This is a genomic window from Candidatus Rhodobacter oscarellae (assembly GCF_001078595.1).
Lineage (GTDB): Bacteria > Pseudomonadota > Alphaproteobacteria > Rhodobacterales > Rhodobacteraceae > Rhodobacter_B > Rhodobacter_B oscarellae.
On the sequence record NZ_LFTY01000001.1, the window covers coordinates 948,904 to 973,849 of the forward strand.

At 60.7% G+C, this 24,946-nt stretch carries 41 protein-coding genes; 30 read left to right on the forward strand and 11 right to left on the reverse strand.

Annotated elements, in window-relative coordinates:
- Positions 1 to 92 precede the first annotated feature (92 nt).
- Positions 93 to 1,736: a CTP synthase gene (locus AIOL_RS04570; RefSeq protein WP_049641782.1), complete on the forward strand. Its 1,644-nt coding sequence runs from the start codon at positions 93 to 95 to the stop codon at positions 1,734 to 1,736.
- Positions 1,737 to 1,773: 37 nt separating this feature from the next.
- Here the strand turns inward: AIOL_RS04570 and AIOL_RS04575 are convergent, their stop codons facing one another.
- Complete coding sequence (locus AIOL_RS04575) at positions 1,774 to 2,382, reverse strand: acyl-homoserine-lactone synthase (protein WP_053101184.1); 609 nt, start codon at positions 2,380 to 2,382, stop codon at positions 1,774 to 1,776.
- Positions 2,383 to 2,492: 110 nt separating this feature from the next.
- Positions 2,493 to 3,032: a helix-turn-helix transcriptional regulator gene (locus AIOL_RS04580; RefSeq protein WP_326973079.1), complete on the reverse strand. Its 540-nt coding sequence runs from the start codon at positions 3,030 to 3,032 to the stop codon at positions 2,493 to 2,495.
- Positions 3,033 to 3,219: 187 nt separating this feature from the next.
- Here AIOL_RS04580 and AIOL_RS23910 point away from each other — a divergent pair, with 187 nt between their 5' ends.
- The 10 genes from AIOL_RS23910 to AIOL_RS04625 all read left to right on the forward strand — a co-directional run bounded on the left by AIOL_RS23910 (position 3,220) and on the right by AIOL_RS04625 (position 9,658).
- Complete coding sequence (locus AIOL_RS23910; RefSeq protein WP_053101186.1) at positions 3,220 to 3,696, forward strand: autoinducer binding domain-containing protein; 477 nt, start codon at positions 3,220 to 3,222, stop codon at positions 3,694 to 3,696.
- 64 nt (positions 3,697 to 3,760) lie between these two features.
- Positions 3,761 to 4,204 carry a tellurite resistance TerB family protein gene (locus AIOL_RS04590; protein ID WP_049641784.1) on the forward strand — a complete coding sequence of 148 codons (444 nt, stop codon included), beginning with the start codon at positions 3,761 to 3,763 and terminating at the stop codon, positions 4,202 to 4,204.
- Positions 4,201 to 4,941: a phosphate/phosphite/phosphonate ABC transporter substrate-binding protein gene (locus AIOL_RS04595; protein ID WP_049641785.1), complete on the forward strand. Its 741-nt coding sequence runs from the start codon at positions 4,201 to 4,203 to the stop codon at positions 4,939 to 4,941. Before AIOL_RS04590 ends, AIOL_RS04595 begins: the two co-directional genes overlap by 4 nt.
- Before the next feature lie 64 nt (positions 4,942 to 5,005).
- Positions 5,006 to 5,785, forward strand: a complete 780-nt coding sequence (locus AIOL_RS04600) for an ABC transporter ATP-binding protein (RefSeq protein WP_049641786.1) — start codon at positions 5,006 to 5,008, stop codon at positions 5,783 to 5,785.
- Between the two features lie 33 nt (positions 5,786 to 5,818).
- Positions 5,819 to 6,541 carry a transporter substrate-binding domain-containing protein gene (locus tag AIOL_RS04605; protein WP_049641787.1) on the forward strand — a complete coding sequence of 241 codons (723 nt, stop codon included), beginning with the start codon at positions 5,819 to 5,821 and terminating at the stop codon, positions 6,539 to 6,541.
- Positions 6,542 to 6,612: 71 nt separating this feature from the next.
- Positions 6,613 to 6,765 carry a hypothetical protein gene (locus AIOL_RS25405; RefSeq protein WP_160314406.1) on the forward strand — a complete coding sequence of 51 codons (153 nt, stop codon included), beginning with the start codon at positions 6,613 to 6,615 and terminating at the stop codon, positions 6,763 to 6,765.
- A gap of 144 nt (positions 6,766 to 6,909) precedes the next feature.
- Positions 6,910 to 7,134: a M81 family metallopeptidase gene (locus tag AIOL_RS04610; RefSeq protein WP_049641788.1), complete on the forward strand. Its 225-nt coding sequence runs from the start codon at positions 6,910 to 6,912 to the stop codon at positions 7,132 to 7,134.
- A gap of 56 nt (positions 7,135 to 7,190) precedes the next feature.
- On the forward strand, positions 7,191 to 7,793 hold the full coding sequence (locus AIOL_RS23915) for an NAD(P)H-dependent oxidoreductase (RefSeq protein ID WP_053101188.1): 603 nt from the start codon (positions 7,191 to 7,193) through the stop codon (positions 7,791 to 7,793).
- A 106-nt stretch (positions 7,794 to 7,899) separates the two neighbouring features.
- Positions 7,900 to 8,763, forward strand: a complete 864-nt coding sequence (locus AIOL_RS04620) for an ABC transporter permease (RefSeq protein WP_049641789.1) — start codon at positions 7,900 to 7,902, stop codon at positions 8,761 to 8,763.
- Between the two features lie 91 nt (positions 8,764 to 8,854).
- The gene (locus AIOL_RS04625; RefSeq protein WP_049641790.1) at positions 8,855 to 9,658 is read left to right on the forward strand and encodes an ABC transporter permease; all 804 of its coding nucleotides are present in this window, start codon (positions 8,855 to 8,857) and stop codon (positions 9,656 to 9,658) included.
- A 242-nt stretch (positions 9,659 to 9,900) separates the two neighbouring features.
- Here AIOL_RS04625 and AIOL_RS04630 read toward each other — a convergent pair whose 3' ends face one another.
- Complete coding sequence (locus AIOL_RS04630; RefSeq protein WP_049641791.1) at positions 9,901 to 10,629, reverse strand: XRE family transcriptional regulator; 729 nt, start codon at positions 10,627 to 10,629, stop codon at positions 9,901 to 9,903.
- A 105-nt stretch (positions 10,630 to 10,734) separates the two neighbouring features.
- Here AIOL_RS04630 and AIOL_RS04635 point away from each other — a divergent pair, with 105 nt between their 5' ends.
- The 19 genes from AIOL_RS04635 to AIOL_RS04725 all read left to right on the forward strand — a co-directional run bounded on the left by AIOL_RS04635 (position 10,735) and on the right by AIOL_RS04725 (position 19,950).
- Positions 10,735 to 11,004: a hypothetical protein gene (locus AIOL_RS04635; RefSeq protein ID WP_049641792.1), complete on the forward strand. Its 270-nt coding sequence runs from the start codon at positions 10,735 to 10,737 to the stop codon at positions 11,002 to 11,004.
- Positions 11,001 to 11,291, forward strand: coding sequence for a hypothetical protein (locus AIOL_RS04640; protein ID WP_049641793.1), 291 nt, complete (start codon positions 11,001 to 11,003; stop codon positions 11,289 to 11,291). Before AIOL_RS04635 ends, AIOL_RS04640 begins: the two co-directional genes overlap by 4 nt.
- Positions 11,288 to 11,512, forward strand: coding sequence for a hypothetical protein (locus AIOL_RS04645; protein ID WP_049641794.1), 225 nt, complete (start codon positions 11,288 to 11,290; stop codon positions 11,510 to 11,512). Before AIOL_RS04640 ends, AIOL_RS04645 begins: the two co-directional genes overlap by 4 nt.
- The gene (locus AIOL_RS04650; RefSeq protein ID WP_049641795.1) at positions 11,509 to 11,772 is read left to right on the forward strand and encodes a hypothetical protein; all 264 of its coding nucleotides are present in this window, start codon (positions 11,509 to 11,511) and stop codon (positions 11,770 to 11,772) included. The genes AIOL_RS04645 and AIOL_RS04650 overlap by 4 nt, the downstream gene beginning before the upstream one ends.
- Positions 11,769 to 12,020, forward strand: coding sequence for a hypothetical protein (locus AIOL_RS04655; RefSeq protein ID WP_049641796.1), 252 nt, complete (start codon positions 11,769 to 11,771; stop codon positions 12,018 to 12,020). Before AIOL_RS04650 ends, AIOL_RS04655 begins: the two co-directional genes overlap by 4 nt.
- Positions 12,021 to 12,067: 47 nt before the next feature.
- Entirely contained in the window at positions 12,068 to 14,305 is a 2,238-nt protein-coding gene (locus tag AIOL_RS04665) for a helix-turn-helix domain-containing protein (RefSeq protein ID WP_152912352.1), read from the forward strand.
- A gap of 80 nt (positions 14,306 to 14,385) precedes the next feature.
- Positions 14,386 to 15,114, forward strand: a complete 729-nt coding sequence (locus tag AIOL_RS04670) for an ATP-binding protein (protein ID WP_049641799.1) — start codon at positions 14,386 to 14,388, stop codon at positions 15,112 to 15,114.
- Positions 15,114 to 15,470 carry a hypothetical protein gene (locus tag AIOL_RS04675; protein WP_152912353.1) on the forward strand — a complete coding sequence of 119 codons (357 nt, stop codon included), beginning with the start codon at positions 15,114 to 15,116 and terminating at the stop codon, positions 15,468 to 15,470. The genes AIOL_RS04670 and AIOL_RS04675 overlap by 1 nt, the downstream gene beginning before the upstream one ends.
- On the forward strand, positions 15,467 to 15,715 hold the full coding sequence (locus AIOL_RS04680) for a hypothetical protein (protein WP_049641801.1): 249 nt from the start codon (positions 15,467 to 15,469) through the stop codon (positions 15,713 to 15,715). The genes AIOL_RS04675 and AIOL_RS04680 overlap by 4 nt, the downstream gene beginning before the upstream one ends.
- A 14-nt stretch (positions 15,716 to 15,729) precedes the next feature.
- The gene (locus AIOL_RS04685) at positions 15,730 to 16,344 is read left to right on the forward strand and encodes a DUF3164 family protein (RefSeq protein WP_040172100.1); all 615 of its coding nucleotides are present in this window, start codon (positions 15,730 to 15,732) and stop codon (positions 16,342 to 16,344) included.
- 50 nt (positions 16,345 to 16,394) lie between these two features.
- The gene (locus AIOL_RS04690) at positions 16,395 to 16,667 is read left to right on the forward strand and encodes an HU family DNA-binding protein (RefSeq protein ID WP_049641802.1); all 273 of its coding nucleotides are present in this window, start codon (positions 16,395 to 16,397) and stop codon (positions 16,665 to 16,667) included.
- 58 nt (positions 16,668 to 16,725) lie between these two features.
- Positions 16,726 to 17,052 (forward strand): hypothetical protein, encoded by a 327-nt coding sequence (locus AIOL_RS04695; protein WP_049641803.1) that lies wholly within the window; start codon positions 16,726 to 16,728, stop codon positions 17,050 to 17,052.
- On the forward strand, positions 17,049 to 17,333 hold the full coding sequence (locus AIOL_RS04700; RefSeq protein WP_049641804.1) for a hypothetical protein: 285 nt from the start codon (positions 17,049 to 17,051) through the stop codon (positions 17,331 to 17,333). Before AIOL_RS04695 ends, AIOL_RS04700 begins: the two co-directional genes overlap by 4 nt.
- A 9-nt stretch (positions 17,334 to 17,342) precedes the next feature.
- Positions 17,343 to 17,837: a regulatory protein GemA gene (locus AIOL_RS04705; protein ID WP_049641805.1), complete on the forward strand. Its 495-nt coding sequence runs from the start codon at positions 17,343 to 17,345 to the stop codon at positions 17,835 to 17,837.
- Positions 17,824 to 18,036, forward strand: a complete 213-nt coding sequence (locus AIOL_RS26305; protein WP_158525036.1) for an ogr/Delta-like zinc finger family protein — start codon at positions 17,824 to 17,826, stop codon at positions 18,034 to 18,036. The genes AIOL_RS04705 and AIOL_RS26305 overlap by 14 nt, the downstream gene beginning before the upstream one ends.
- The gene (locus AIOL_RS04710) at positions 18,005 to 18,376 is read left to right on the forward strand and encodes a hypothetical protein (RefSeq protein WP_152912354.1); all 372 of its coding nucleotides are present in this window, start codon (positions 18,005 to 18,007) and stop codon (positions 18,374 to 18,376) included. Before AIOL_RS26305 ends, AIOL_RS04710 begins: the two co-directional genes overlap by 32 nt.
- Before the next feature lie 8 nt (positions 18,377 to 18,384).
- The gene (locus AIOL_RS04715) at positions 18,385 to 18,579 is read left to right on the forward strand and encodes a hypothetical protein (protein WP_049641807.1); all 195 of its coding nucleotides are present in this window, start codon (positions 18,385 to 18,387) and stop codon (positions 18,577 to 18,579) included.
- 88 nt (positions 18,580 to 18,667) lie between these two features.
- Entirely contained in the window at positions 18,668 to 19,036 is a 369-nt protein-coding gene (locus tag AIOL_RS04720) for a dATP/dGTP pyrophosphohydrolase domain-containing protein (RefSeq protein WP_049641808.1), read from the forward strand.
- Complete coding sequence (locus tag AIOL_RS04725; protein ID WP_049641809.1) at positions 19,033 to 19,950, forward strand: hypothetical protein; 918 nt, start codon at positions 19,033 to 19,035, stop codon at positions 19,948 to 19,950. The genes AIOL_RS04720 and AIOL_RS04725 overlap by 4 nt, the downstream gene beginning before the upstream one ends.
- A gap of 281 nt (positions 19,951 to 20,231) precedes the next feature.
- Here the strand turns inward: AIOL_RS04725 and AIOL_RS04730 are convergent, their stop codons facing one another.
- The 8 genes from AIOL_RS04730 to AIOL_RS04765 are packed head-to-tail and all read right to left on the reverse strand — an operon-like array spanning position 20,232 to position 24,940.
- Positions 20,232 to 20,435 carry a hypothetical protein gene (locus AIOL_RS04730; RefSeq protein WP_049641810.1) on the reverse strand — a complete coding sequence of 68 codons (204 nt, stop codon included), beginning with the start codon at positions 20,433 to 20,435 and terminating at the stop codon, positions 20,232 to 20,234.
- Positions 20,435 to 20,869, reverse strand: a complete 435-nt coding sequence (locus tag AIOL_RS04735; RefSeq protein WP_049641811.1) for a DUF1353 domain-containing protein — start codon at positions 20,867 to 20,869, stop codon at positions 20,435 to 20,437. Before AIOL_RS04735 ends, AIOL_RS04730 begins: the two co-directional genes overlap by 1 nt.
- A complete protein-coding gene (locus AIOL_RS04740) occupies positions 20,869 to 21,084 on the reverse strand; it encodes a hypothetical protein (protein ID WP_200898725.1) in 216 nt (71 codons plus the stop codon). The genes AIOL_RS04735 and AIOL_RS04740 overlap by 1 nt, the downstream gene beginning before the upstream one ends.
- Positions 21,056 to 21,259, reverse strand: coding sequence for a hypothetical protein (locus AIOL_RS25680; RefSeq protein WP_235438875.1), 204 nt, complete (start codon positions 21,257 to 21,259; stop codon positions 21,056 to 21,058). The genes AIOL_RS04740 and AIOL_RS25680 overlap by 29 nt, the downstream gene beginning before the upstream one ends.
- A 14-nt stretch (positions 21,260 to 21,273) precedes the next feature.
- Complete coding sequence (locus tag AIOL_RS24230) at positions 21,274 to 22,104, reverse strand: lysozyme (protein WP_082152410.1); 831 nt, start codon at positions 22,102 to 22,104, stop codon at positions 21,274 to 21,276.
- A gap of 26 nt (positions 22,105 to 22,130) precedes the next feature.
- Complete coding sequence (locus tag AIOL_RS04755; protein ID WP_049641814.1) at positions 22,131 to 22,748, reverse strand: hypothetical protein; 618 nt, start codon at positions 22,746 to 22,748, stop codon at positions 22,131 to 22,133.
- Positions 22,749 to 22,790: 42 nt separating this feature from the next.
- Positions 22,791 to 23,207, reverse strand: a complete 417-nt coding sequence (locus tag AIOL_RS04760; RefSeq protein ID WP_049641815.1) for a hypothetical protein — start codon at positions 23,205 to 23,207, stop codon at positions 22,791 to 22,793.
- The gene (locus AIOL_RS04765) at positions 23,204 to 24,940 is read right to left on the reverse strand and encodes a terminase large subunit domain-containing protein (RefSeq protein WP_082152411.1); all 1,737 of its coding nucleotides are present in this window, start codon (positions 24,938 to 24,940) and stop codon (positions 23,204 to 23,206) included. Before AIOL_RS04765 ends, AIOL_RS04760 begins: the two co-directional genes overlap by 4 nt.
- Positions 24,941 to 24,946 lie beyond the last annotated feature (6 nt).

Consider the following 24,946-nt stretch of genomic DNA (forward strand, 5'->3'; position numbering starts at 1 on the left):
ATCTGGGATATACGTTGAATCCCGTGGATGCTGCGGATTCGCTTGACCGAATCGCAACAATAACAACGAACTTCACGGGGGATCGCGACCCAATGGCGCGCTTTGTTTTCATTACTGGTGGTGTGGTATCGAGCCTTGGAAAAGGCCTCGCCTCTGCTGCCTTGGGTGCCTTGCTGCAGGCCCGCGGCTTTAAGGTCCGGCTGCGCAAGCTTGATCCCTATCTGAATGTCGATCCCGGCACGATGAGCCCGTTCGAGCATGGCGAGGTGTTCGTCACCGATGACGGCGCCGAGACCGACCTGGATCTGGGCCATTACGAGCGCTTCACCGGCGTGGCCGCGCGCAACACCGATTCCGTTAGCTCGGGCCGGATCTATTCCAACGTGCTCGAGAAAGAGCGCCGCGGCGACTACCTGGGCAAAACGATCCAGGTGATCCCGCATGTAACCAACGAGATCAAAGAGTGGATCGACGTCGGCGAGGACGAGGTCGATTTCATGCTGTGCGAAATCGGCGGCACGGTCGGCGACATCGAGGGCCTGCCGTTTTTCGAGGCGATCCGCCAGTTCAGCCAAGACAAGGGCCGCGGGCAGTGCATCTTCATGCATCTGACGCTGCTGCCCTATCTGGCGGCCAGCGGCGAACTGAAGACCAAGCCAACACAGCACTCGGTGAAGGAGCTGCGCTCGATCGGGCTGCAGCCCGACATCCTGGTCTGCCGCTCCGAGGTGGAGATCCCCGACAAAGAGCGCAGCAAGATCGCGCTGTTCTGCAACGTCCGCAAAGAGGACGTGATCCCGGCCTATGACCTCAAGTCGATCTACGAGGCGCCCATGGCCTATCACAAGGTCGGGCTGGACCAGGCGGTGCTGGACGCGTTCCAGATCAGCCCCGCGCCGCAGCCGGACCTGACCCGCTGGGTGGATGTCGAGGACCGCATCCACAACGCCGAGGGCGAGGTGCGCGTGGCCATCGTCGGCAAGTACACCCAGCTGGAGGACGCCTATAAGTCCATCGCCGAGGCCCTGACCCACGGTGGCATGGCCAACCGGGTAAGGGTCAAGGCCGATTGGATCGACGCCGAGATCTTCGAGAAAGAGGACGCCGCGGGGCATCTAGAGCCCTACCAGGCGATCCTGGTGCCCGGCGGCTTCGGCGAGCGCGGCACAGAGGGCAAGATCAAGGCCGCCGAGTTCGCCCGCACCCACAAGGTGCCCTATCTGGGCATCTGTCTGGGCATGCAAATGGCGGTGATCGAGGCCGCGCGGAACCTCGGCGGGCTGAAGGACGCCGGCAGCGAGGAGTTCGACCACGAGGCGGGCGGCAAGCGCTTTACGCCGGTGGTCTATCACCTCAAGGAATGGGTGCAGGGCAACCACAAGGTCGAGCGCAAGGTCGGCGACGCCAAGGGCGGCACCATGCGGCTGGGCGCGTATAACGCCGCGCTCAGCGAGGGCTCGCGCGTGGCCGAGATCTACGGCAACCTCGCCATCGACGAGCGTCACCGCCACCGCTACGAGGTGGACATCAAGTATCGCGAAGCCTTGGAAGAGCAGGGGCTAAAGTTCTCTGGCATGTCCCCCGACGGCAAGCTGCCGGAGATCGTGGAATGGGCCGACCACCCCTGGTTCATAGGTGTGCAATTCCACCCCGAGCTTAAGTCTAAGCCCTTCGACCCTCACCCACTGTTTGCGGATTTTGTACGCGCGGCAAAGGAAATGTCGCGCCTCGTCTAGCCGCATTGGGTGGTTTCCTTGTCCAGATCTCTTCGCCCTACTCTGCGGCGATCAACTGTTGCGTGCTAACTGCAGGCATGCTCATGACGCAATAAAGGCGCCCGTCGTCGCGATCGCGGTAAGGGTCAGCAAGGCGCTGGACGCCATACCCCAGCTGTCGCAACGCACGCAGCATCGCAACAGAGGATAGCGCCATCAGCTCGCCAGCGCCGTTGCGGTTGGTGATATTGATACAACCCTCGATGATCTCGTGCAGGCATTCCATCCGCTCGGCGCGGTCGGTCAAATCATCCGAGATTACCAGCCGGCTGCATTCCCAAACATGGGGTGACACCTTGGCCCCGGGCATGTTCTGGCACGGGATATCGGACATCTGACCTTGGAAGGCATCGGCAACCATATAAGTCTGATTCCCCCATTTGGTGTTGGTGGCGATACACCGTGCGCCACCGATCACCTTACCCTCCTTCAGCACGAGAGAGTATTGAGTCTCTGGGTTGTCATACTCATCCATCTCAACGTTGCGGTTGTGAACGATGGGCCAGTTAAGTTGATCAACAAAAAACTGTTTCCTCAGCTTTAAGTAGTCGAAGAACGCCGGCCCATACTCATGGAGTTGCGGTAAGCCAAATGTGACGTAGTGCATTGTGCAGTCCCCTTTTTCTGGGGCCGATTAAATGCCACAACGGGACGCCTTGTTAATCAAAAACTGGCATTAGAACTCGCTTAATACGCGAAATAGCAATTGCCCGGAGGTCAGATCAGCCCAAAAGTGGTTGCTCTTGTTGCCGCGTGAGTGCCCGTTTTGGCGCCCAGTTTCGACTTTGCGCTTTTCAAACGCTGCTTCACAGCACCCTCTGTAACGCCAAGCAAGTTAGCGACTTCTTTCATTAAGAGGCCATCCTTGACCATCTTAAGAGCCTCAAGCTCGGCTTTCGTCAGGTTTTCGGGAGGGCGTCTCTCGATGTGAAGGTGCATCAGCCGAGACGACAAATCAGCGAGCTCACAGTCGGTAAACTCGCGGTCGCTGCGCGCGAAGGAACCATAGCTGCGCTGTCCGGACCTTTGATCCTCACACAGACTGATGGCCGCGCCGTAGTTCAGCCCATGATTGCGCGCCAAGGCCAACACCCCGTGCGAATCAGTATCCTCGATTTCGCTCCACCGTGCGGCGCCGTCATTGGCGTAGACCCACTGAATAACGGGGTCTTTGATCATCAAGCCCCTCCGAGTATACGTCGCCACCCATTCCTTAGGCAGTGCATTATGCTCTTCTGATGGATAGGCAAATCCCACCCGCAAAGCGACATAGTAGCCAGTACATGCGAGTTCCGAAAAAACCTTACAAAAGGTGGAGTTGCCCGTATTCATCAAATTCTATACCATCCTCTCGTTCAGCGCGAGATGAGCTGTATGCGATCACTGTACCTGTACGCCAGTTCACGAGTTCAATGCAACCATAATGAGAATTGAATTCTCGATAATGAACAATCGCGACGAAATCGCGGGCCTGATAACGGCCCTCGACAAAATGGCGCCCGCCGGAATGGCGCTGGGCCTGCACATTGCGTTTACGGCGCCGCGTTTCATGATCCAAACCTATCCGCGGAAGTGGTTGGAGATCTACAACGCGAAAGGTCTGCTGTATCACGACCCGGTTGTGCAATGGGGGTTTCAGAACAACGGCACAATTCGCTGGCGCGAGCTGGCAGAGGACGACCCCAAGGATGTGATGGGGCAAGCGTCCCGGTTCGGCATGACGCATGGCGTCATGGTTGCCTTATCCTCAAGCAATATAAGGTCATTTGGCGGGTTCGCCCGGTCCGACAGGGACTTCCTGGACGTCGAGATTGACGAACTTGAGTCCATCGTGAACCAGCTGCATCACGCCACCGAGCATATGAGCGACGAGGATATTCAGGCCTTACGGGACATGTCCGACCGGCTGACCCGGGGCTAAAAAGAGCTTCGCTTTGCGCCGATGGATCTTTTAGCTCCCCGCAAGAGTGCTTATGTGACCGGTCATGTTCGGTGATCTTCTCAAGCGGCTCACGCAGCCCGACAATCAACCTTTGCCCTCAACCGATGCCCGGCTTGCGATGGCCGCGCTCTTGGTGCGCGTGGCCCGCACCGATGGGCATTACGCCCAGGAAGAGGCCGGGCTGATAGATCGCATCCTCGCCAAGCGCTATGGCCTCGGCCCGTTCGATGCGCCCAAGCTGCGCGCCGAGGGCGAGGCGCTGGAGGGCGAGGCCCCCGACACCGTGCGCTTTACCCGCGCGATCAAGGACCATGTCGCCTATGAAGAGCGGCTGGGCGTGATCGAGGCGCTGTGGGAGGTCGTGCTGGCCGACGGCATCCGCGACGACGAAGAGAACGCCATGCTGCGCCTGGTGGCCAGCCTGCTGGGCGTCAACGACCTCGACAGCAACATGGCGCGCAAGCGGGTCGAGGCCCGCGCAGGGTGATCGCCGGGCTGCCGATGTATGACCGCCCCGAGACGGCGGCTGCAAATGATCGGCTCTGGGACCTTGCACGGAGCGCCCTCCAAGATTGCGGCATCGCCGCCCCGGACGCCTTGGCGCGCGACATCGCCCTCTGGGATCTGTGGCTGCGCGACGACCTGGTGCTGGCGCAAACCTGCGGCCTGCCCTACCGCTGGAAGCTGCATGACCAGGTGAACCTGGTGGGCACGCCCATGCACGCGCTGGACTGCCCCGCGGGGCATTACTACAGCACCATCGTCGCTCGCGAGGACGACCCGCGCGCGGATTTCTCTGGCGCCACCCCGGCGGTGAACGAGGCCCGCTCGCAAAGCGGCTGGTCGGCATTGCTGGACTGGGCCGAAGCCACCGGCACGACCCTGGCGGCCCCGACACTGACCGGTGCGCATGTGTACTCCGCCAAGGCGGTGGCAGAGGCCCGCGCCGACCTGGCCGCCATCGACGCCGTAACCTGGCGCATGATCCGCAGGTGGGAGCCCTGGGCGCGCACCCTGCGCGAGGTCACCCATACGTCGCCAACGCCGGCTTTGCCCTATATCTGCGCGCGCGGCGTCGACGCTGAGGTCGTGTACGGCGCAATCGAGCAAGCGATCATCGCGATGGCCGAGGACGACCGCGCGCTTCTAGGCCTCACCGGCATCACCCGGCTGGCGCGCAGTGCCTATCTCGACATGCCGGTCCCGGACCCCCCAAACGAATAAACATTGCATTCGCACCGGTGTTCCGTGCTACTGAAAAACTGCAACAGCCAAGACGCGGACACACGTGACAGCAAACGACGCCCCGGTCATCGAGATCCGGAACCTGCACAAGAGCTTCGGCAATCTGGAGGTGCTCAAGGGCATCGACATGACAGCGCCCAAGGGGCATGTGCTTTCGCTCATCGGGTCCTCGGGCTCCGGCAAGTCCACCCTGCTGCGCTGCGCGAACCTGCTAGAGGATAGCCAGGACGGCGAGATCCTGTTTGAGGGCGAGCCGATCAGCTGGCGCGGCGCGGGCCTGTCGCGCCATCCCGCCGACAAGGCGCAGGTCACACGCATCCGCACCAACCTGTCGATGGTGTTCCAGCAGTTCAACCTGTGGGCCCATATGACGATCCTGCAGAACGTGATGGAGGCCCCGGTGACCGTGCTGGGCCGCGACCGCGCAGAGGTCGAGGCCCGGGCCCGCGACTACCTGGCCAAGGTGGGCATCGGCGACAAATGCGACGCCTACCCGGCGGAGCTGTCCGGCGGCCAGCAGCAGCGCGCCGCCATCGCTCGCGCGCTTTGCATGGAGCCCCGCGCCTTGCTGTTCGACGAGCCCACCAGCGCGCTGGACCCCGAGCTTGAGCAGGAGGTGGTGAGGGTCATCAAGGCGCTCGCCGAAGAGGGCCGCACCATGCTAATCGTAACCCATGACATGGCCTTGGCGCGGGACGTCAGCGACCACGTGATGTTCCTGCACCAGGGCCGTATCGAAGAAGAGGGCAGGCCGGACACGCTGTTCGGCGCCCCAAAAACCGACCGCCTGCGGCAGTTCCTTAGCCACGTGCAGGCGGCATAAACACAACAAGTACCAATCAGGGAGACCCAACAGATGAAAAACCTAATCCTCACCACCGCCGCCCTGGCGCTGTCCGCCGGGATGATCCTGGCCGACGGGCATTCCGTGGTCCGCATGGGCACCGAGGGCGCCTACCCTCCGTGGAACTTCCTCAACGACGACGGCGAGGTCGCCGGCTTCGAGCGCGAGCTGGGCGACGAGCTTTGCGCGCGCGCCGAGCTGACCTGCGAATGGGTCGTGAACGACTGGGATTCGATCATCCCCAACCTCGTCAGCGGCAACTACGACACCATCATCGCGGGCATGTCGATCACCGACGCGCGCGACGAGGTGATCGACTTCACCTCGAACTACACATTGCCTGACCCCTCGTCTTATCTGGCAAGCTCGATGGATGTGGACGTCAAGGGCGGCGTGATCGCGGCGCAGTCCAACACCATCCAGGCGGCGTTTATCTCCGAGATGGGCATGACCCTGGTCGAGTACCCCACGCCGGAAGAGACGATCCAGGCAGTCAAAAGCGGCGAGGCCGACGCGGTGCTGGCCGACAAGTCGTTCCTCACGCCCTTCGCCGAGGATGACGCCGACCTCATGTTCCTAGAGCAAGAGGAGATGATCGGCGGCGGCGTCGGCATGGGCATCCGCGAAAGCGACGGCGAGCTGCGCGAGAAGTTCAATGCGGCCATCGCGTCGATGAAGGCCGACGGTTCGCTGAACGCGCTGATCACCAAGTGGGAGATCGGCGAGACGTTCTAAGGCGTTCTGCCACACCCAAACCTAAGAGCCGCCTTCGGGCGGCTCTTTTCGTATCTTGAGTATCCATTCGCTTGCCTGAAGATTTGGCGCACATCGGGCGCTCTTGCGCTCCCGCCTGCGGCAACCGCATCCGCAAAGGCAACGGCAACTTCAACGACAACGGCAGCGGCAACGGCAGCGGCAACGGCAGCGGCAACGGCAACGGCAACGGACCCTTAAAATGACACGGGATTGCTGAGATTAAAGAAACCTTCACCGAATCGCCAAAAGATAAAGGGCGGTAGGGAGGGGGTAAACTGCGCGCGCTGCATTAACCTTCTGTTAGGAAACCGCCAGGTTCGCACCGCCTCAGAAGCTGGACCAAACCGATGCGCATCGCCGTCGCGGGGTTTCAGAACGGGACCAAAACTTTCGCCCCCTGCAGGGCCGGTTTGGCCGGGTTTGAGAGGGCCGATAGCTGGCCCCCGCCCCAGCGCGGCGAGGATGTGATCGCGGGCACAAAGGGTACGCACCTGCCCATTGCCTGGGCAATGGCCGCGGCGAAGGACGACGAGCTTATCCTCAGCCCCTTGGGCCCGAAAATAGCCCCTTGACCTAAACCAAGGTTGAGTTTGCAAACTGGCCCGCATTGTCCCCTTGGAGCTCACCCATGCATGTCTTGACCGTCCTCGATCATCCCGATCCAAACTCCTTCAGCGCTGCCGCGGCGGAACGTTTCATGGCGGGTGCGCGCGCCGCTGGTCACACGACCGAGTTGGCTGATCTAAACGCCGAGGGGTTCGATCCGCGCTGGACCCTGGCGGATATCCGCGGCGAGGCCACCGGAGAGACCCCGCCAGATGTCGCCCGCGAGCGCGACAGGATCGACCGCGCGGACGCGATCTGCCTGGTCTTTCCGTTGTTCTGGTGGGGCATGCCCGCGATGACCAAGGGCTGGGTGGACCGCGTTTGGTCCTGGGGATGGGCCTATGATCAGTTGGACGACCCCGAGGGCTCGCTGCAACGCCCCCGCTCCGGCGTGCTGTTGGTCCCAGCGGGCGGGCGGTCGGATGAGATCAAGGATGCGGGATACCAAACCGCGCTCGAGACCTCCTGTACACAGGGCACGTTCGGCTATTTCGGCTTCGCGCCGCGCCGGCTAGAGCTGCTGTGCGGATCAACCGGATCAGAGGCGCGCCGCCTGGCACTGCTGGAGCGGTGCTTTGAGATCGGCCGGACGCTTGAGCGGCCGCAAATCCGTCAATCGGATTGACTTGGTAAAGCGGTCAATCGGATTGACCTGGTAAAGCGGTCAATCGGATTGACAGCCCGTCACCGTTGCGATTGGTGTTATCCCCAAGGGGACGCGTACACCATCCATGTTCAGCTTTTGCACTGATCCAGACACGCTCGGCCAGGCGAATTGGCTGGCCTGCTACCTGACCACGGGCAAGCATATGGGGCTTTATTGGTCCTTTGTGACGGTGCTGGTGCTCTTGGCGATTACGGCGCCGCTGGCCTTGGCGTTCGGGTTTGGCGGGGCGGTCGCCGCGCGCAGTCAGATCGCGCCGCTGCGCTGGTTCGGCAAGGGCTACACCGCGATTGTGCGCGGCGTGCCAGACATCGCCTTCTTTATGTTCTTCGTGATCGCCTTGGACCAGGCGTTCGAATGGGTGCGGCACCGCGTGCTGTGCCCCAGCTGGACCGAGCCGGTCCGGCAGGGCAACGACTTTGTGGTCTGCGCCGCGGCCAAGCTGCCCTTGGGCACCGCACCGCAATGGGTGCACGAGCTTTACGGGTTCGGCCTGGCGATTGTGACCTTTGCGATCGTCTACGGCGCCTTCGCCGCCAATGTCCTATTCGGTGCAATGCGCGCCGTGCCGCGCGGCCAGATTGAGACGGCAGAGGCCTACGGCATGTCCCGCCGCCAGGCCTTCTGGCGGATCCTGGTGCCGCAGATGTGGATCTATGCGCTGCCGGGGCTGAGCAACCTATGGATGCTCTTGATCAAGGCCACGCCCTTGCTGTTCCTGCTGGGGGTGGAGGACATCGTCTATTGGGCGCGCGAACTTGGCAGCTCCAGGCAGCCAAGGTTCACCGACTACCCGCATGGTGACTGGCGGCTGTGGTACTTCCTTGGGCTGTTGGTGTTCTACCTGGCCTTCACCAAGCTGTCGGAATTCGTGCTGGAGCGCCTGATGCGACGGCTGAGCCGCGGTCAAGCCACCATGGGCGCGACATGAGCAAGCATCCCGCACCCCAATTCCAAGCGACGCCCGCGTTTGCATCGCAAACGCCTTCCCGCGCGCGCCGCCTGTTTCAAAGGCGCCGGGCATGAGCTGCTGGCAGACCATCCAGGACTACGGGCTGCGCGCCATCGGGATCGGGGAACGCCTGCTGCCGCGCGAGGGGTATGACCTCTGCCAGCATTTCACCCTGATTGGGTCCGGGATGATCTGGAACATCTATTTCGGCGCGCTGGCATTGATCGCGGGCTTCTTCATCGCCAACGCGGTGGCGCTGGGCAAGGCCTCGGACCGGCTATGGCTGCGCAAGCCCTCGGAGTGGTTCGTGCTGGTGTTCCGGGGCTCGCCCTTGTTCATCCAGTTCTTCCTGGCCTATTTCATCTTCCTGCGGCTCAAGCAGGCGGGTGTGATGCCTTGGCTGACGGCGGCGCAGGCGGGCGCGCTTTTGGTCTTGATCCTCAACACCGCCGCCTATTCGGGCGAGATCTTCTTTGGCGCGCTGCGCTCGGTCCCGCGCGGCGAGGTCGAGGCCGCCGACGCCTATGGCTTTAGCGGCTGGCGGCGGTTCCGGCGCATCATCTGGCCAACCACGCTGCGGCTGGCCTGGCCCGCCTATACCAACGAGGCGATATTCCTGTTCCACGCCACCACGCTGGTTTTCTTCAGCGGGTTCCCCACCTGGAAGCAGCAGGGCGACGCGCTCTATTACGCGCGGTTCTTCGCGGACAAGACGTTCAACCCGTTCGTGCCCTACCCGATCCTGGCCTTCTACTTCATTCTGCTGACGCTTGCGGTGATCGGGCTCTTCGGGCTGGTGAACAGGCGCCTGAACCGGCACCTGCCGGCGGAGCGGCGGGCAAAGATGCGCATTCGTCCCAACCTGATCAGGTAGCGGTTTCGAATTTCGCATGCGCGAAATCCGACCAATTGGGGGGCCAGTGGGGGGGATCGGAATGAATTGGAATGGTGAGCACGGTCTAAATTGGAATGGGTGAAAGGGCTCATTTCTGAAAGGCCTTTGTTTATGGGCGATCCGACAAACTCGGGCAAAATTGGCCGATTGGAAAAAGCGGCACGGTTTATTTTGGAATAGCGCCGCTTGATGCCGCAACTCACCAAACGCGGCATCAATGATCACCACTCATGCATCGATGCGACCACCCGCCCGATGATCGCGGTATCTTCGCCGATTGTCGCCAAACTGATCTCGCGCGGCGGGTAACGGTTGTTTTCACTGAGGAGTGACACGGCATCTGGTGAAATGCGTTGAACGTACTTGACCAAAAGATCATTGCCGAGCCGGATCACGTAAGTGATGCCATCGGCGATCTCTACTTGGGCTTGATCTACCAGGATCAAGTCACCATCCGATAGCTTGGGCTCCATGCTATCGCCCCGCACAGATATGACCGCCAGGTTATCAGGCGCAAGTTTTCTCCTGGTCAGCCAGGATCGATTGAACGCATAAAATCCGGTCTGGGTTTCTTCATCCACCAAAGCGCCATCGCCCGCCGCCGCATCTACTAAGAAGCGAGGTATAGGGACAAAATCGGCATCAACACTGGGTCCAACGGCTTGAGAGGGAATAATTCCCTTGGATGCCTTTTCTGTAAGTTCCGCGTGATCGTGAAATGTTGCTGGAAAAAATCCTTCAACGATTTCGCCATCGCTATCGAGGAGCCAGTTGATATCAGCCCCAACGGTTTTACCCAGATGAGATAGAAACTCATGATCCGCCCGTTGATCGCCTATCTCTATTTTCTGAATTTTACCCTCAGGAACATCAAGTAGCTCACTTAGAGCTCGCCGAGAGAGCTTGAGCGTCTCCCTTATGTGGCGAATTTTGGAAGTAAAGTCAGCCATTTATACCATCTCTCTAAAAATCTACCGAATATGGGTTGAATAATTACCCATAAAAGATAGATTGGCATTGCAACGACACAGCGCAAGGCAGCATCGAGAGGGAATATGTCAGTAAAAAATAAAATGTTCCAGCCCGGAGCGGTTCTACATGAGGTAATCGTGGGAGCGTTCCGATCAGCAGGCACCAGTTTTGAGGCTTGGTGTAAGCAAAACAACATCCACACAAGCACGGCGCGCATGGCCACCTACGGCCAGTCTGGAGGCGATAAAGGGCAAGCGTTGCTCAATCAGATCATCGACGCCGCTGGGCGTGATGTGGTGGCGTTGAGCTATAAGGCGCGGATTGAGCGTCATGCGGCTGAGGTGGCGGCATGATGGACCTCACCAGAAAAGAGCTTGCCGCCCGCCGCAAGATGATTGCGGATCAGCAGGGCTGGATCGACAGCCTCACATCACCCAGTGGCGGCTTGTCCGATCAGGAAAAGCTACACGTTATCATCGCGGTAGCAAAATCACTTGAAAACCCATCGGTTGCCGAGGGCGCGATCTATGCGGCGAGCGTCTTAAATGGCAAAGGCATGGCTCTGCGGGCAAAGGCCAAGGATTACTATGCTGATGGAAACTTTGGCATTTTACCGCGAGTGGTGGGGGTCGTTGGATGACCCACCTAGCCCAACAAAAGCAATTTGAGTGCGCTCAGCGCGCGACGGCTGAGGAGGCCCTTAAGGGCCTGTCAGACAAAGAGAAAGCCAACTTTGCGCTGGCTCTGATGATGAAGGTCACAGACCCAGACGCGGCGGCGGTGCTGCGCTTTGCGGGCAACCAGCTCGCCGAGCTTTCCAACATCCTGATGCGTGAAGCGTTTGAGCGGGAGTGCGGATGATGGATGCCAAGCTCAATGATAATGCGGCTTTCGAGGCGCACATGATGGCGGCGCGGTATCTGGAAAGCGGCTTGGGCCGCACCGCAAGTGCCGCAGAGGTGGCCTGTGTTCTGGCCAAAGCCTATGGCGATGCGCTCGCCATAGCTGGCGCAGCCGCCAATAGCGATGCGCTAGTGGCGGGCATCAATACCCTCGCCCAGGACGCCTATCGCGAAACCCTTGAGGCCGTGGCGGTACAATCCCGCGAGGTGACCTCATGAGTGCGCCCGCCTTCGAGATCGAGCGTTTCGGTAGCCAGGCCGTGGTGATCAAGGATGGCATCGAGGTGTGGGGGCCTGGGCCAATCGCCCAGGCCGAGAACAAGCTCGACACGCTGGAGCGTCAGGCGCGCCGTAAGCGCCGCCAGTGCATGACGTGCAGCGACCAATTCATGAGCGAGGGAGCGCACCACAGAATGTGCGCCAAGTGCCGCTCAGGGGCGAGCGCCATCTTTGATGGTGCGGTGTAAAGACTATGGGGCAGGCATTGCGAAAATCAGACCTAGAGGGTGCAAGTGTGGACGGGTCCGCAATCGTGACCCTGGATCGCATTGCGGACCCGATTGCGGACCCATTGCGGACCCTCGAAAAGTGGCTGTCTGGTGGCGACCTCGCTGCCCTTGCCGGTATCGCGGATCGCGTAGCCAGAAAAGCGATTGCGTCGCGCCGCTGGCGCGGTGCCGATCTCTTGGTCCAAGAGGTCCAGATCGGGCGCGGCGGTGCTGGTGGCAAGGCGCTCCAGGTGCATGTTGATAGCTTGCCCGCCGATCTGCGCGAGAGCTGGTATATCAGCCACGGCATCACACTCCATGAAAAGCCTGACACCGAGACCGGCAAGACGGTCCTGGTGCCAGAGCAAACCTATCAGAATGATGCGCGCTTTGAGGCCGATCTGGCCTTGGCGCGGTGGCGGCAAGAGGTGATCCGGCCCATCCTGATCCTTGAGAAAGGCTCGCCCGCGCGCGCTGAGTTGATCGAGCAGCTGGCCCAGACGCCCCGTCTATTCCCAAACGGCAAGCGCAAGGCCGTGACCAAGCAAACCCTCTATAACTGGGTCAAGGCATTCGAGGCCGAGGGCTTGAATGGCCTGATCCGCAAGCGCCGCGCCGATAGTGGTGCCAAGCGCCAAAAGGTCACCCGCGCCTGGGATGCGTTCTTTGAGGCGCACATTGATGCGGCCAAGCATGCCGAGATCAGCGATGAGCTGACCACCTATATCCGATCCCTTTGGGCGGCGGGTGAGCGCGGCTGGCGCTCGATCACTGAGAAATCCACCACCCGCCTGATCGAGATGAGCCGTGGGCTTGACGTTCTGGCCTTTGATGCGCTGGAGCTGGGCCGGTGTGGCGACACAAACGCCAAGGGCACCCAGTTCGGCATCTGCAATGTGAACCGCCGCCAGGTGGAGCATCACCGCGAATATGCGCTCCTGGCGATCAAGGACAAAGACAACGCCACATTCCAGGACAGTTACATGCCCTCGATCCGGCGCGATTATACCACGCTCTTGCCGCGCCAGATTGTCGTGGGTGACGTTCACCCCGTGGACATCATGATGCGCCGCCCCGATGGCACGGTGGTCTATCCCAAGGCGATTGCCTGGTATGACGTGGCCACCAATGAAATCCACATGACGTTTGTGCTGTTGCAGCCTGGTGAGGGCATCCGGCGCGAGCATGTGGCCCAGAGCTTTGAGGCGATGGTCGAGGAATGGGGCCTCCCCGAATTGCTCTATCTCGACAACGGGTCAGAGTATTCCTGGGACGCCATGATCGGCGGCTTTACCCAGCTCTCGCAACTGACCCAGGGCGGGCTCAAAGTCTTTGATCTCGACGGTGATCCAAATGTCGCCAAGCGGGTTGCCAATGGCCGCGAGGCGGTTGTTCGCTCGATGCCATACAACGCGAAAGGCAAGCCAGGCATCGAGGGTGCCTTTGGCAATATCGAGCAAGTGTTTTTCGCCACAATCCCTGGCTGGACCGCTGGCGACCGCATGAACAAAAAGACCCATGCCAAGGGCAAGGACCCAGTGGCCTTTGATGGGGATGCCCAGGCATTCCTTGAGACCGCTGGCAAGGCTCTGGAGTGGTATCACAAGCGGCCCCAGCATGGCCGGTTGAACGGCATGAGCCCCAACGAGGCCCTGCGCAATTTCATTGATCAGGGATGGGGCAAGACAACGCTCTCGCGCCCTGAGGTTCTGGCCCTGGCCTTTGCTGAGGAGATCGAGCGCATGCCGGATCGCGGGCGTGTCAGCTATACCCCACGGCGTGGCGAGACCATGTATTTCTATGCGGATGAGCTCCTCGGCCTCGATCACAAGATCACGCTCAGGGTGCCCGCTTTCAATCCTGAATTTGTGTTCTGTTTCGCCGATGGTGAGCTGATCTGTCAGGCCTTCCCTGAGCAAACCTTTGGCGTCCTCGATGGCGCTGGCGCTCAGGAGGTCAACCGGCGCGGCAAGGCATTCCGCCGCCAGATCGCCGAGAAACGCCGCCACGTCGCGCTCTTGTCCCTCACCGAGGAGACCGAGCGTCACATCGCCCACATGCCCGATGCGCCAGAGGCCCCAGTCGCGGCGATTGTGGACGCTGGGATCATCGACCGCATGGCGCGGATGGACGCCGAGGCGCGGGAAAACGCGTTGGCAGATGCCGCGAACAAATCGCCCAGGAAGCCCCTGGAGCAATGGAAAACAGGGCCAGTCAAGGCCTTGGAAAACTTCAAATTTGCAGAGGAAGAGAGTGATGGCTGAGGTTTTGATTTTTGTCGCCGGATACAGTGTGGGCGGCGTGATGGGCTTTATCGCATGCGGCCTTTTCATTGGAGGCGGTCATGACTGATTTTGTCGAAACCGTCATGGCAGGCCGTGCGCGCTTGATGTGTGAAACGGTGATAGCCGCGCCACGCTATAGCCGCCTGGGTCAGATCACGGGTGATCCTGGCACTGGCAAGACATCGGTGACCAACTGGCTGACCGAGGAGCTGGGTGCCATTCGGATCGAGGCCTGGGCTGGCATGAAGGAAAAGACGTGCCTGCAAGAGCTGGCGCATGCCTTCGCAAAGGCTGGCTACCCAATCGATGAGAGCGGCACATCCAACACGCTGATCCAGCGCCTTATCCGCCACGGCACCGAGGGCAAGCTGATCATCATCGATGAGGCCAATCACCTGCGCTGGCCCACCCTGGAGATGCTGCGCTCGATCTCTGACATCGGCGGCGCTGGCCTGGTGATCGCTGGCACTGACTTGCTGGCCAAGAAATTCACCCACCCGCAAATCCGCGTGTTCCTTGAACAATTCCGCCAGCGCGTGGGCACCAAAAAGGTGGTCATGCAGCCGGTCCAGGATGCGGGCGAGATCGCCGCATATGTCCTTGCGCCGCGCTTTGGAAGCGTCACGCAAAAGAGTGCCACCGCGTTCCTCAAAAAGACGGGCGGCAACTGGCGCTTTGCCGTGGCTCTGGCCGATGCATGTGAGCGCCTGATGTCTAATGAGGGCATCGAGAAATTGGATGAGCGCGTGGTCGAGACCGCCGCCGCATGGATGGCGGGAGGAAGCTGATGATGGCCTTTCCCGAAAACGTCCAAGAGCTGGTCTCGGTTGCCGCAACCTATGCTCTCGATGGCGCGCCCTTCACCGCCGCTGATCAGCTCCACAAAGCCGCTGATGCGCTCAAGATGAACGCAATCGCGGCGGGCTATCCGATCCCAACGGCCATGCAAACCAAGCTCAAGCCGCTCGATGCTGATCTCACCCACCTCCTGGAGACCTTGGAGATGGATGAAGAGGTCAACGCGGATTTCGATTGTGGTGATGGTGAGATGAGCCTTGAGGCCAGCCGCCTTGTGGCCACTGCGCGCCGCCTGGCGCGTGAGGCGGGATATGCCCTGCCAGAAACCGTGGGAGGCGCATCATGAGCCTCTCCTCGATCACCTATGACCTGTCGGCCAGCGGTGGCCCAAAGCGCATAACCGCTGAGGAGCTCACGCGCCTGGCGGTGCGCGCCAAGAGCAAGGTGAAGGCAACCGCGCGAGGCTGGAGCATGCTGAGCCAGCATGAGGTCCTTGCCCTCGCATGGTTTGCCGATCTCCTCCTGGAGGATGGCGAGCTTGTCACGCCCCCTCCAGCCAAACCAGAACCCGCCGTTATCTCCAACGTCTAGCCAAAGGAAAGACAATGCAAAACGATGAAATCCCAAAGGGTTATATGAAGAACGCCGAGGGCGCTCTGATGCCCATCAACAAGGTGAAACCCGCCCATATCCAAGAGGATAAGACGGTGCGCCGCCTGATCGATCAGGCCAAGGCCGTGAGCGCCCAGCTTGCCAAGTTCAAGGCCGATGCGATGGGCGATGCCCAGGCATTCCGCGCCATGATCGCCGAGCAATACGGTGCCACCAAGGGTGGTGCCAAGGGCAACATGACCCTGCGCTCGTATGACGGTGAGATGATGGTCCAGGTCCAAGTCTCTGAGACCATCGATTTTGGTGTCGAGCTGCAAGCCGCCAAAGAGCTGATCGATGAGTGCATCGGCAAGTGGTCCAAGGGCTCCAATAACAACATCAAGGTGCTGGTGAATGACGCTTTCCGCGTCAACAAAGAGCGCAACATCGACACGGGCCGAGTGCTCGGCCTTCGCCGCCTGGAGATCGATGATCCGATCTGGGCCAAGGCGATGGATGCGATCTCTGATGCCGTCCGGGTGACCGGATCGCGCAGCTACATCCGCTTCTATGAAACCGATCTTGAGGGTGGTCGCAAAGCGATCCCTCTGGACCTGGCATCGGTCTGACCGAGCCAAATACCAACGGCCAAAACGGCCACAACACAAGGTAAGAAACCATGACAAAAGCAGACCTTTTGAAAGCCATCTCAGCCGATGCCGGTGAGAGCGCCGCAACCGTTGATGCGGTCCTGACATCGCTGGCCAACGTCACATCCAAGGCGCTCGGCGAGGGTGAGGATGTGACCATCCCAGGCTTGCTCAAGCTCGACACCAAAGAACGCGCCGCCCGCAAGGGTCGCAACCCCAAGACTGGCGAGGAGATCGACATCGCCGCCAAGACCGTTGTTTCGGTGAAGGTCCTCAAGGGCCTGGCTGATCACGTCGCCTAACCAGTCGCCACCGCGCCGCCCTCCCTCGGCGCGGTGGCACCAGCCAAAGGAGAAAGAGATGGCTATCACATGGAAATTCTGGGGCGCATCTGATGATCTGGCCTATTTCGCGCGGAATGGCGATGTTGATGAGGGGTCGCCTGGCACCTTCAAGCTCAGCAACCCAGAGGGTGAAGGGCTCTTGATCACGGTTGCCTATGCGCAAGGTGAGCTTAACCAAGGCACTTGGATGGTGGGTGTTGCCCAGGTCGATGAGGGCCACGATCTGCCGGGTTGGCCGGTCGAGCTAGGTAAGTCTGGCGATTGCGATTACTCGGTCGAGCTGACCATCACCACGCCCGATGGGGTGACCCTTGAAGGCTTTGACAATGGGATGGGGGCATGACCCCCTCCCAGGTCACCACCGCTGAGATCGCCAAGGTCTCAGGTCTCACCCGCAAGCACGTGCGCCGTATGATCACGCGCGCCGCCAATGGCCGCTCCTGGTGCGGTGCCGATATGCGCCTGACCTTTCCTGAGGATGGCGATGTGCTGGTCGAGTTCCACTCACTCCCGGACCACATCCGCGAGGCGTTTGTCATGCTGGATCAGCAAGAGCTCCCGCTCCCCCCCCTGGAACGAATTAAATTGGAATGCCGCGCCGCCGCCCGCGATCCATTGAATTGAGGACTTGATATGAGCAACCCAAAGACATCCCCACAGCGCCGCAATAGCGATCTGGCCATGATCCACATCGGAGCCAAGCGGCTCTTTGGTGATGTCTCAAAAGCGGGCGATGGCCGCGAGGCCTATGAGGATTGGCTGGAGCGCCACACCGGCAAACGCTCGGCGGGCAAGCTGACCACCGGCCAGCGCATCGATCTGATCAAGATGATGCGCAAGGATGGTCTGATCCCGGATCGATCCATTGGCGGCAAAGGCCCCACGGCCAATGGCGAGGAGCGGCCCACCTCATCCCAGTGGGCCAAGATCGCGGCGCTTGGCCGTGCAATGGGCTGGGCGCAAGGCCTGGAGGATGAGCGCTTGCGGTCCTTTGTGAAGCGCACCGCCAAGGTCAGCTCCACCAAGTTCCTGAGCCGCACCCAGGCGAGCAAGGTGATCATGGGCCTGGAGGTCTGGGTGGCCGAGCGCCAAGCCACAGATGATGGGGGTGGCAATGCAGTGTCCTAAATGCGGTGGCCGCGCCTATGTCTATGCGACCAAGCCAGCCGGAACCCTCAAGCAACGCTATCGCCAATGCCGCATATGCGGCCATCGCTTCTCCACCTGGGAGGAGATCGAGGATCGCGAATTGCGCGGATATGAGAGCTCGAAAAAGGCACCCGCGCCCGATCTCTTTGAAACCGCTGACACCTCGAAAGCCAGTTAAAATGGGGGCGAGAGGCAAGGGCCGTGTAGCGGCACCCGCTGCACAATCCTTGGCGGGGATCGGGCACAATGGCGCGCCCGATGATGAGGCGCTCACCCTCGATGATCTGGCAATGCGCCTCTTTGAGGTGATTGGCCCGCGCGCTGATCTGGAGATCGAGCCCTTTGAATGTGGAGCGCCCTGGACCGCCCACGCGACCGAGGAGGAGCTCAAGCGCCTCGGCACCCTCCAGGCCCGCATCATCCGCCGCGAGCAAGCGCTCAAAGAGCTCAAGGCCGAGCGCAAGCGGATCATGAATAGAAACATCCGGCGCATGCGCCGAGCTGATGGCAAAGAGTAGGAAACCCCATGAAACACCTCCCCAACGCGGTCAAAATAGCTGAGGCGCTCAAGCCTCTTGGCACCGGCCAACTGCCCCAAGAAATCCTCAGCCTCAGCGAGGATGGCAACCTGATCGGCATCGTGGTTGAGGTCGAGGGCATCGATTTCATCCTGACCATGCAAGAGGTGCCGCACCAGAGAAAGCGGCCCACCGTTCAATAGCCCGCCTCATCTCGGCCCGATCTGGCCGATCTGGAATTGGGCTGGCCTTCCAGAGACTTCCACAGACTTCCAAACGAAAGGACCAATCATGACCAACCTTGAGCAACACCTGACACGGCAAATGGCATTCAGCCGCGCCACCTATGGCCCTGGAGAGCGCCGCAAAGGGGTGTGCGATCACATCCGCAAAGAGATCGAGAAGGAAATCCTCAAGGATGGGGTGGATGCCGCTGAGGCCGCGACCGAGTTTGTCGATCTAGTCCTCCTGTCCCTGGATGGCTTGTGGCGCGCGCTTGAGGCCTCAGGCGTTGAATGGGAGCGCATCCCATATGTCGCCACGCAAATGATCACCGCCAAGCAAGGCCGCAATGAGCAACGGGTCTGGCCCGACTGGCGCACGATGAGTGCCGACAAAGCCATCGAGCATGACCGCACGGTGCCAGAGGTGATCTCATGACCCTGGCTGAGGATGCAATCAAAAGCGCCGCCACGCGCCGCCTGGCGCGCTCGGTGGTGATCAAGGATGCCGAGGCCTATGAGCGCCTTTATGGAGAGCTCCAGACGGGCATGACCAATGCCTGGTCCGAGGCCATGCGCGAGGGCATAGCCGCCGCCCTGGACCGCCTGAGAGACCTTGGGCCAGGCAAGTTTACCCGCGAGGATGGTGAGACCATTATGCGCGTCCTGGAGGCCTCGGTGGGGCCTGAGGCGATTGCCGCCGCCATGCGCGAGCCGGTGATCAATCTGACCGATGCGCTATTTCGCACGGGCGCTGAGGAGGTGGGCCAAGCTGCGGGTGTTGCCATCGCCTTTGCCCGCCCTGACCTCGATGCGCTTGATGTGCTGAAAACCGGCAATCTGTATTGGGTGGGCAATAGCTGGAATATCCGCACCCAGAACACCATCGCCAAAATCCTTGAGGACTATTTCACCGAGGGCATGACCCGCGAGGGGCTGACCCAGCGTTTCGCTGAGGACTTTGCGGGCATGACCGATAGGAGCCGCCACTATTGGGAGATGCTGGCCGATCACACCGCGACCAAGACGCGCGAGATCGGGCGAGTGTCTGGCTATGAGCGGGCGGGCATAGAGCGCGTCCAGGTGCGCGCACAGATCGATGAGAACACCAGCGAAATATGCCGCCAGATGCATGGCCGGATCATCGAGGTGACCAAGATGCGCGCCCAGGCAACCGAGTATCTGGACGCTATCAGCAAGCGCGATGAGCCCCGCGCCAAAGCCGCTTGGGCCATGAATAGCGATGATGATGTGGACCTCAGCGAGATCGCCGATGAGGACCTCGATGCATCCATCGCAAGCCCGCCCTATCACTTCCGGTGCCGCACCATCACGGTTGCCTATTTTGGGTGATCGATAAAGATGGAACCAACATATCGATACCGAAATATCATTTGTCCGCGTTGTGGTGGCGAGGGTGTCGTGCGGAGCCCTCGCACACGTGAACATCACGGATACCGCGTCAAATGCGACCTATGTGATGGCGCGCGGGTGATGGGTGAGAAAACCAAGACAACGCTTGAAAAGGTCCAAACAACCGGACCCATTGAAACCACGAGGCAAGATCGGCCAGATTGAAAGGCGTTGAATTTACTATCTAAAAAGGGCGGGCTGAAATTTCAGGCCCGCCCTTTTTATTTGTCCGCTTTGTCGTCCAGCTTGCGCTCGATCCGCTCCAGCGAGCGGGTGATCCTGCTCATGCTTTCCTCATGGTGCTCTTTCTGGAGCTCCTGTTTTGTCTCTAGGATCGCCACGCGCCCCTTGAGGTGGAACCATTGGGCCACCAAGCCAATCACCATGCCGCCCCATGTGAGGATGTCTTTGAGGTTTACTTCCATCACGACACCCCCGAAATCAGCTTGCGCGCATGCCAGCGCAACGCGCCGAGGCGCACGGCCCCAAACATAGCACCACGCCATAGGCCAGGCATGCCTAGGACACCAAGCGCCTCATGGAATACCTGATCACACCGCCGCCGCGTATAGAGGCCGCTATCCAACATCCAGTCATGCAGCGCCGCCGCCTGGATGTAGTCTGGGTGCGCCATCGGCACCAGCATTCGAAACAGCAACGGCACAGATGCCCCATCGAATTGGAACCCATCGGGCACATTGATCACTTCATCGGGATGCTCAAGGCTCCCCACGGCATAGCGGAAGCCATCCATCACTTCCCAGCGTGGCCGCTGGAAGCCAGGGGGCAGAAATCGCCTGAGCCCGCGCACGTTGCTGGGCACGGCCATGATCACCAGGCGATCCGTAAAGCTCGACATCACACGCCCGCCCCGCTGATCTTGGATAGCTCAGCGCGCCGCTCGGCGCTGGCAATCGTGTGGAGGTCGCAAAGCTCGGTCGAATAGAGGCCCGCCGCGCATGCCCGCGCCACGGTCTCATCAATCCGGTCCTGGTCCTCGATGGTTTCACCTTGCGCCCCTGGGAGCGCATCGCCGATCACGCGATCAACGCCCTCGACACTGGCCGGTTGCAAAGTCGAACACCCCGCCACCGTCAATGCAGCGCTCAAATACAGAGCTAGCCTGGTCAGCCGCATCTCCTGCCTCCTGATTTTGTTCCATGACATCGACCTGGGCGCTCTCGCGGCCCAGCCCGTAAATGCTGGCGGCAATGGCAAAGATCACCATCACCGCCAGCCCGATCAGCATGATCCGCGAGCGCATCACGCGACCCCGCGCATGCAAAGCTCGGTCTCCTCGGTGCGCCGATTGACCAGCCCGCGCACAACGCGCCCGCCAGCCTTGTTCCACCAGCCGAGCGCCGTGCATGCCCCTGCAATGCTACCCTCATTCAAGCGCCGCACCGCGGTGCTTTTCGAGGTGCCCGACACCCCCACATTGTAGGCGAGGCTTGTGAATGCCACGTCACGCGGGATGGGGAGCCGGTTTGCGAGGGTTTGGGAGGTGAAGGCGGGCCGCAATCGGTCGCGATAAGAGATGATCTCGCGGGCGAGCATCTCATCACACTCGGCCTTGGTGTAACTGTCACCCAGGCGCACCCCTTTGGTCTCGCCATAGCAGACCGTGGGAACGCCCACGATGTCGAGATAGGCCTCCAAACGGAGGCCCTCCCAACGCCCGACAAAGGGCACTGCGATCTCCAGAAACGTGGCATCGCTGGACGCGGTGACGGCTGGCGTTGCTGTCGGTGTCGCGATCTCGGCGGTCACGCTGGGCGCGCTGGTGCCGGTCACCACATTGGTGAGGCTGGTGCCATGTTGCATGGCCAGCACCGCCACCAGACCGAGGGCCATGACACCCACGATCCATGGCGAGCGCATCTTGGTGCGGTCGATGCCTTGATCCCAGAGCCGCCCGAGGATGCCATAGATCAAGAGCGCGACACCCAGCACCCACCAGATGCGGGGATTGGTGTCGATCCCAAAGCCCCAAAAGATCACCTCAGGCAAGAGGAGGCAAAAGAGGCTGGCGTAAAAGGCCCACATGCTATGCGCAGTTTTGGCCACTGATTTCCAATTCGCGATGAGTTTCATCGGTCATTCCTTTCGAGGTTTGGCGCTTAGCCGGTTTGCAGATCGCTCAGGACAAAGGCCTGGAGCTGGAGGATGTGCTGAGACCACTCGCGCATGTTGGACGGCGCATTGGCGGTGAAGGCGTAGCGGCGCAAACGCCAGGCCAAGAAGTCGATCACCAGACCGCCCTCATCGCGATCCGCGAGGGTCTCGATGCTCTCAGGATCGACCTGACCATCCTTGGCGCTGATGCCCAACTTGCTCAGGAGGATCGCGGTGATTTTGGCCCCTTGCGTCACGGCGCAATCAAACACGGCCACGGCCAGCATGGGCGGCATTGCCTCGCAAGCGAAAGCATCCCAGAGCTCACCGGCATTGGGTGCCGTGCGCCCACTGGCATGGCCGCTCATCGAGAATTGCACGGCCTGATCAAAGACGGTGGGGATCGGTTGCGCTTGGCTCTGATCACCACTTGTCTGCGGATCGCCCGCGCCTTGCGTGTCACCAACACCAGCTTGCGCTTGGGTGGTGGTGTCGCCTTGGGCCGTGGTTTGGGTTTGCGCCTCGGCGGTGGCCGGTTGCGTAGTGGTTTCGGCGGCTTTTGTCTTTGCCTCAGCGGCCTTTTTGGCGGCGGCTTTCTTCTGGGCTGCGGTCTGTGTTGCCATGTGAGTTACTCCTCTGGCTGGGTTGAAATTGAACGGGATTGCCTACCTTTGGCGCACCGCCAGCCCACGGGCGCGCAATGCATCCGCAAGCTCATCGGCCACATCTTGGCCAAGCTCTGGAGCGAGAAAGTCGAGACCCTCGCGCTCCAGCTCATCCACCGCGCGCGCCAGCCAAGGGTTGCCCTTGCGGGCGGGTTGCTTGACCGATTTTGCGGGGTGCCGCCCGCCGTTCCAGGCGAGTGCTTTCTTGCGTTTTGGTTTGATGGTGAGTGCTGGCCTGCCATCGTGAACGGCGCGCGCATAGGGCGTGTTGGCTGCGAGGATCGCGTCCTCGGTGCCGGATGGCTCCACCACATGCGCCTTGCGCAAATCACCTTTGTCAAAGGGCACATTGCCTTGACGTGTCGCGATCTCGCGCAGCTTTTCCGCCACCTTGAGGCTGATGCGCTGGAGGTTCATGAGAGCACCTCGATGCCCAGCCCACCGCTGCCACCGCCTGGCTTTGCGCGCCCATCGGCGGCAAGGGCAACGGCCCAGAAAAGGTCACCATGCCCCTCATCATTGCGCTCGGCGTCATACTTGATCGAGGTGCCGCTGGTGATCTTTTGGATCGAGTGCATTTGCGCCAGAACATCGGGATCATTGGGCAACAGGAGACGGCGTTCCTCGGCCAGCTTGAGCACGTTTAAGGCGAGCTTTGACTTGCGCTGAGCTGAGAACCAAACGCCCTCAAAACGCTCAGGGCTGGCGGTGTGGAGCTCCTCGGCGAGTTGCATGCCGAGGCCCGTCTTGTCGATCTTCCAGCTCTCAATATCGAAACGCCCATCAACCTCATGGATGGTGGCTTTCTGCGCATCGAATTTCATGCCCTTGTGCATTTCGTGGTGCATGAGGGCAAAGCGATCTTTCCACTTTTTCTCATCGACCTCTTGGCCCACCAAGGCGATGGCCGTGCGGTCATTGATCCGGCCCACATCGACACCCCCGCGCAAGCGGCCATAGCGATGCGGCAAGATGCGCTCCTCGGTGAGCGAGTGGAGGAGCTCCCAGGACAAGAGCGCCGAGCCATTCTCGGCCCACTGGCACTCATAGAACATCGCCCAGCTCTCGCTATCAAAGAGCATGCGCAGCTCATCGAGACCGCCAGGCAAAGGCATGCCCTGGCTGATCGCGTCCTCGATGGTGATGGTTTTGCGCGACCAGTGGCCGTGCTTGTTCTTGTGGTTGGTGGCGATCTCCCAGAACAAAGACCCAGGCAAGAACGGCGTGGAAAACACCGTGACGCGGCCACCCATTGCGGTGATGGATGGGATCACCGCCGCCCAAAGCATGCGCTGATTGCGCACCCAGGCAAACTCATCGAGCCAGACATCGCCAGGCCAGCCCTGGGCGGTGCGGAAGTTGGTGGACATGGCCACGATCTCGGTGCCCATGATCTTGAGTTTGTTGGCCTTGTCCTCATCGATCAGGACCTCCAAGCGCGCGGCGTGGTGGCGCACATAGGCGAGGATGATCTGGGCCTGGCGCTCGGATGCCGAGACGACAATCTGAGGGCGTCCAGCCATCGCGCCGAGGAGCACGGCCAGCCCCACAACGTAGGAGAAACCGATCTGGCGGGCCTTGAGGATGATGCGGAACCGGCCCTCATCCTCAAGAAACTCGGTTTGATACCCATAGAGCCCATATTCTGGATCGAGGACGCGGGCCAATGCCTCGGCTGAGACCGCATTGGACACCGTGGGCCGAGGCTTGGGCTTGGGTTGCGATTTCTTCACCCGATCCAATGACTTGGTGAGCATGGCAAGACGTTGCGCTTGGGCGTTGCTTGGGTTTTTGATGCGGCTCAGCCGATGAATTTGAGCCTCGATCCCGTCCGATGTCTCGCGCCGCTTGCGCAAGTCACTGCCCCAATCGCCTTTGGAGGCCCAAGCGCGCACTGTGCGCTCAGAGCACCCGATCACCGCCGCGATCTCGCTGGTGCTGTCACCGGCCATGTAGCGGGCCAGGGCATCCTCTTTTTGAGCCTCGGTGAATTTGGGTGGGCGTCCTGGGCGCTTAGATGTGGCTGAGAGCCGCTGAGAGGACTCAGAATGCGTCAAGTCATTCTTTTTTGGGTGAGTGGTGCCGACAGGTGGACAATGCCCCTCAGTGGCGTTCTCTGTTGATGTTTTGGAAACGGGTTGCTTTGCCATTGCCGC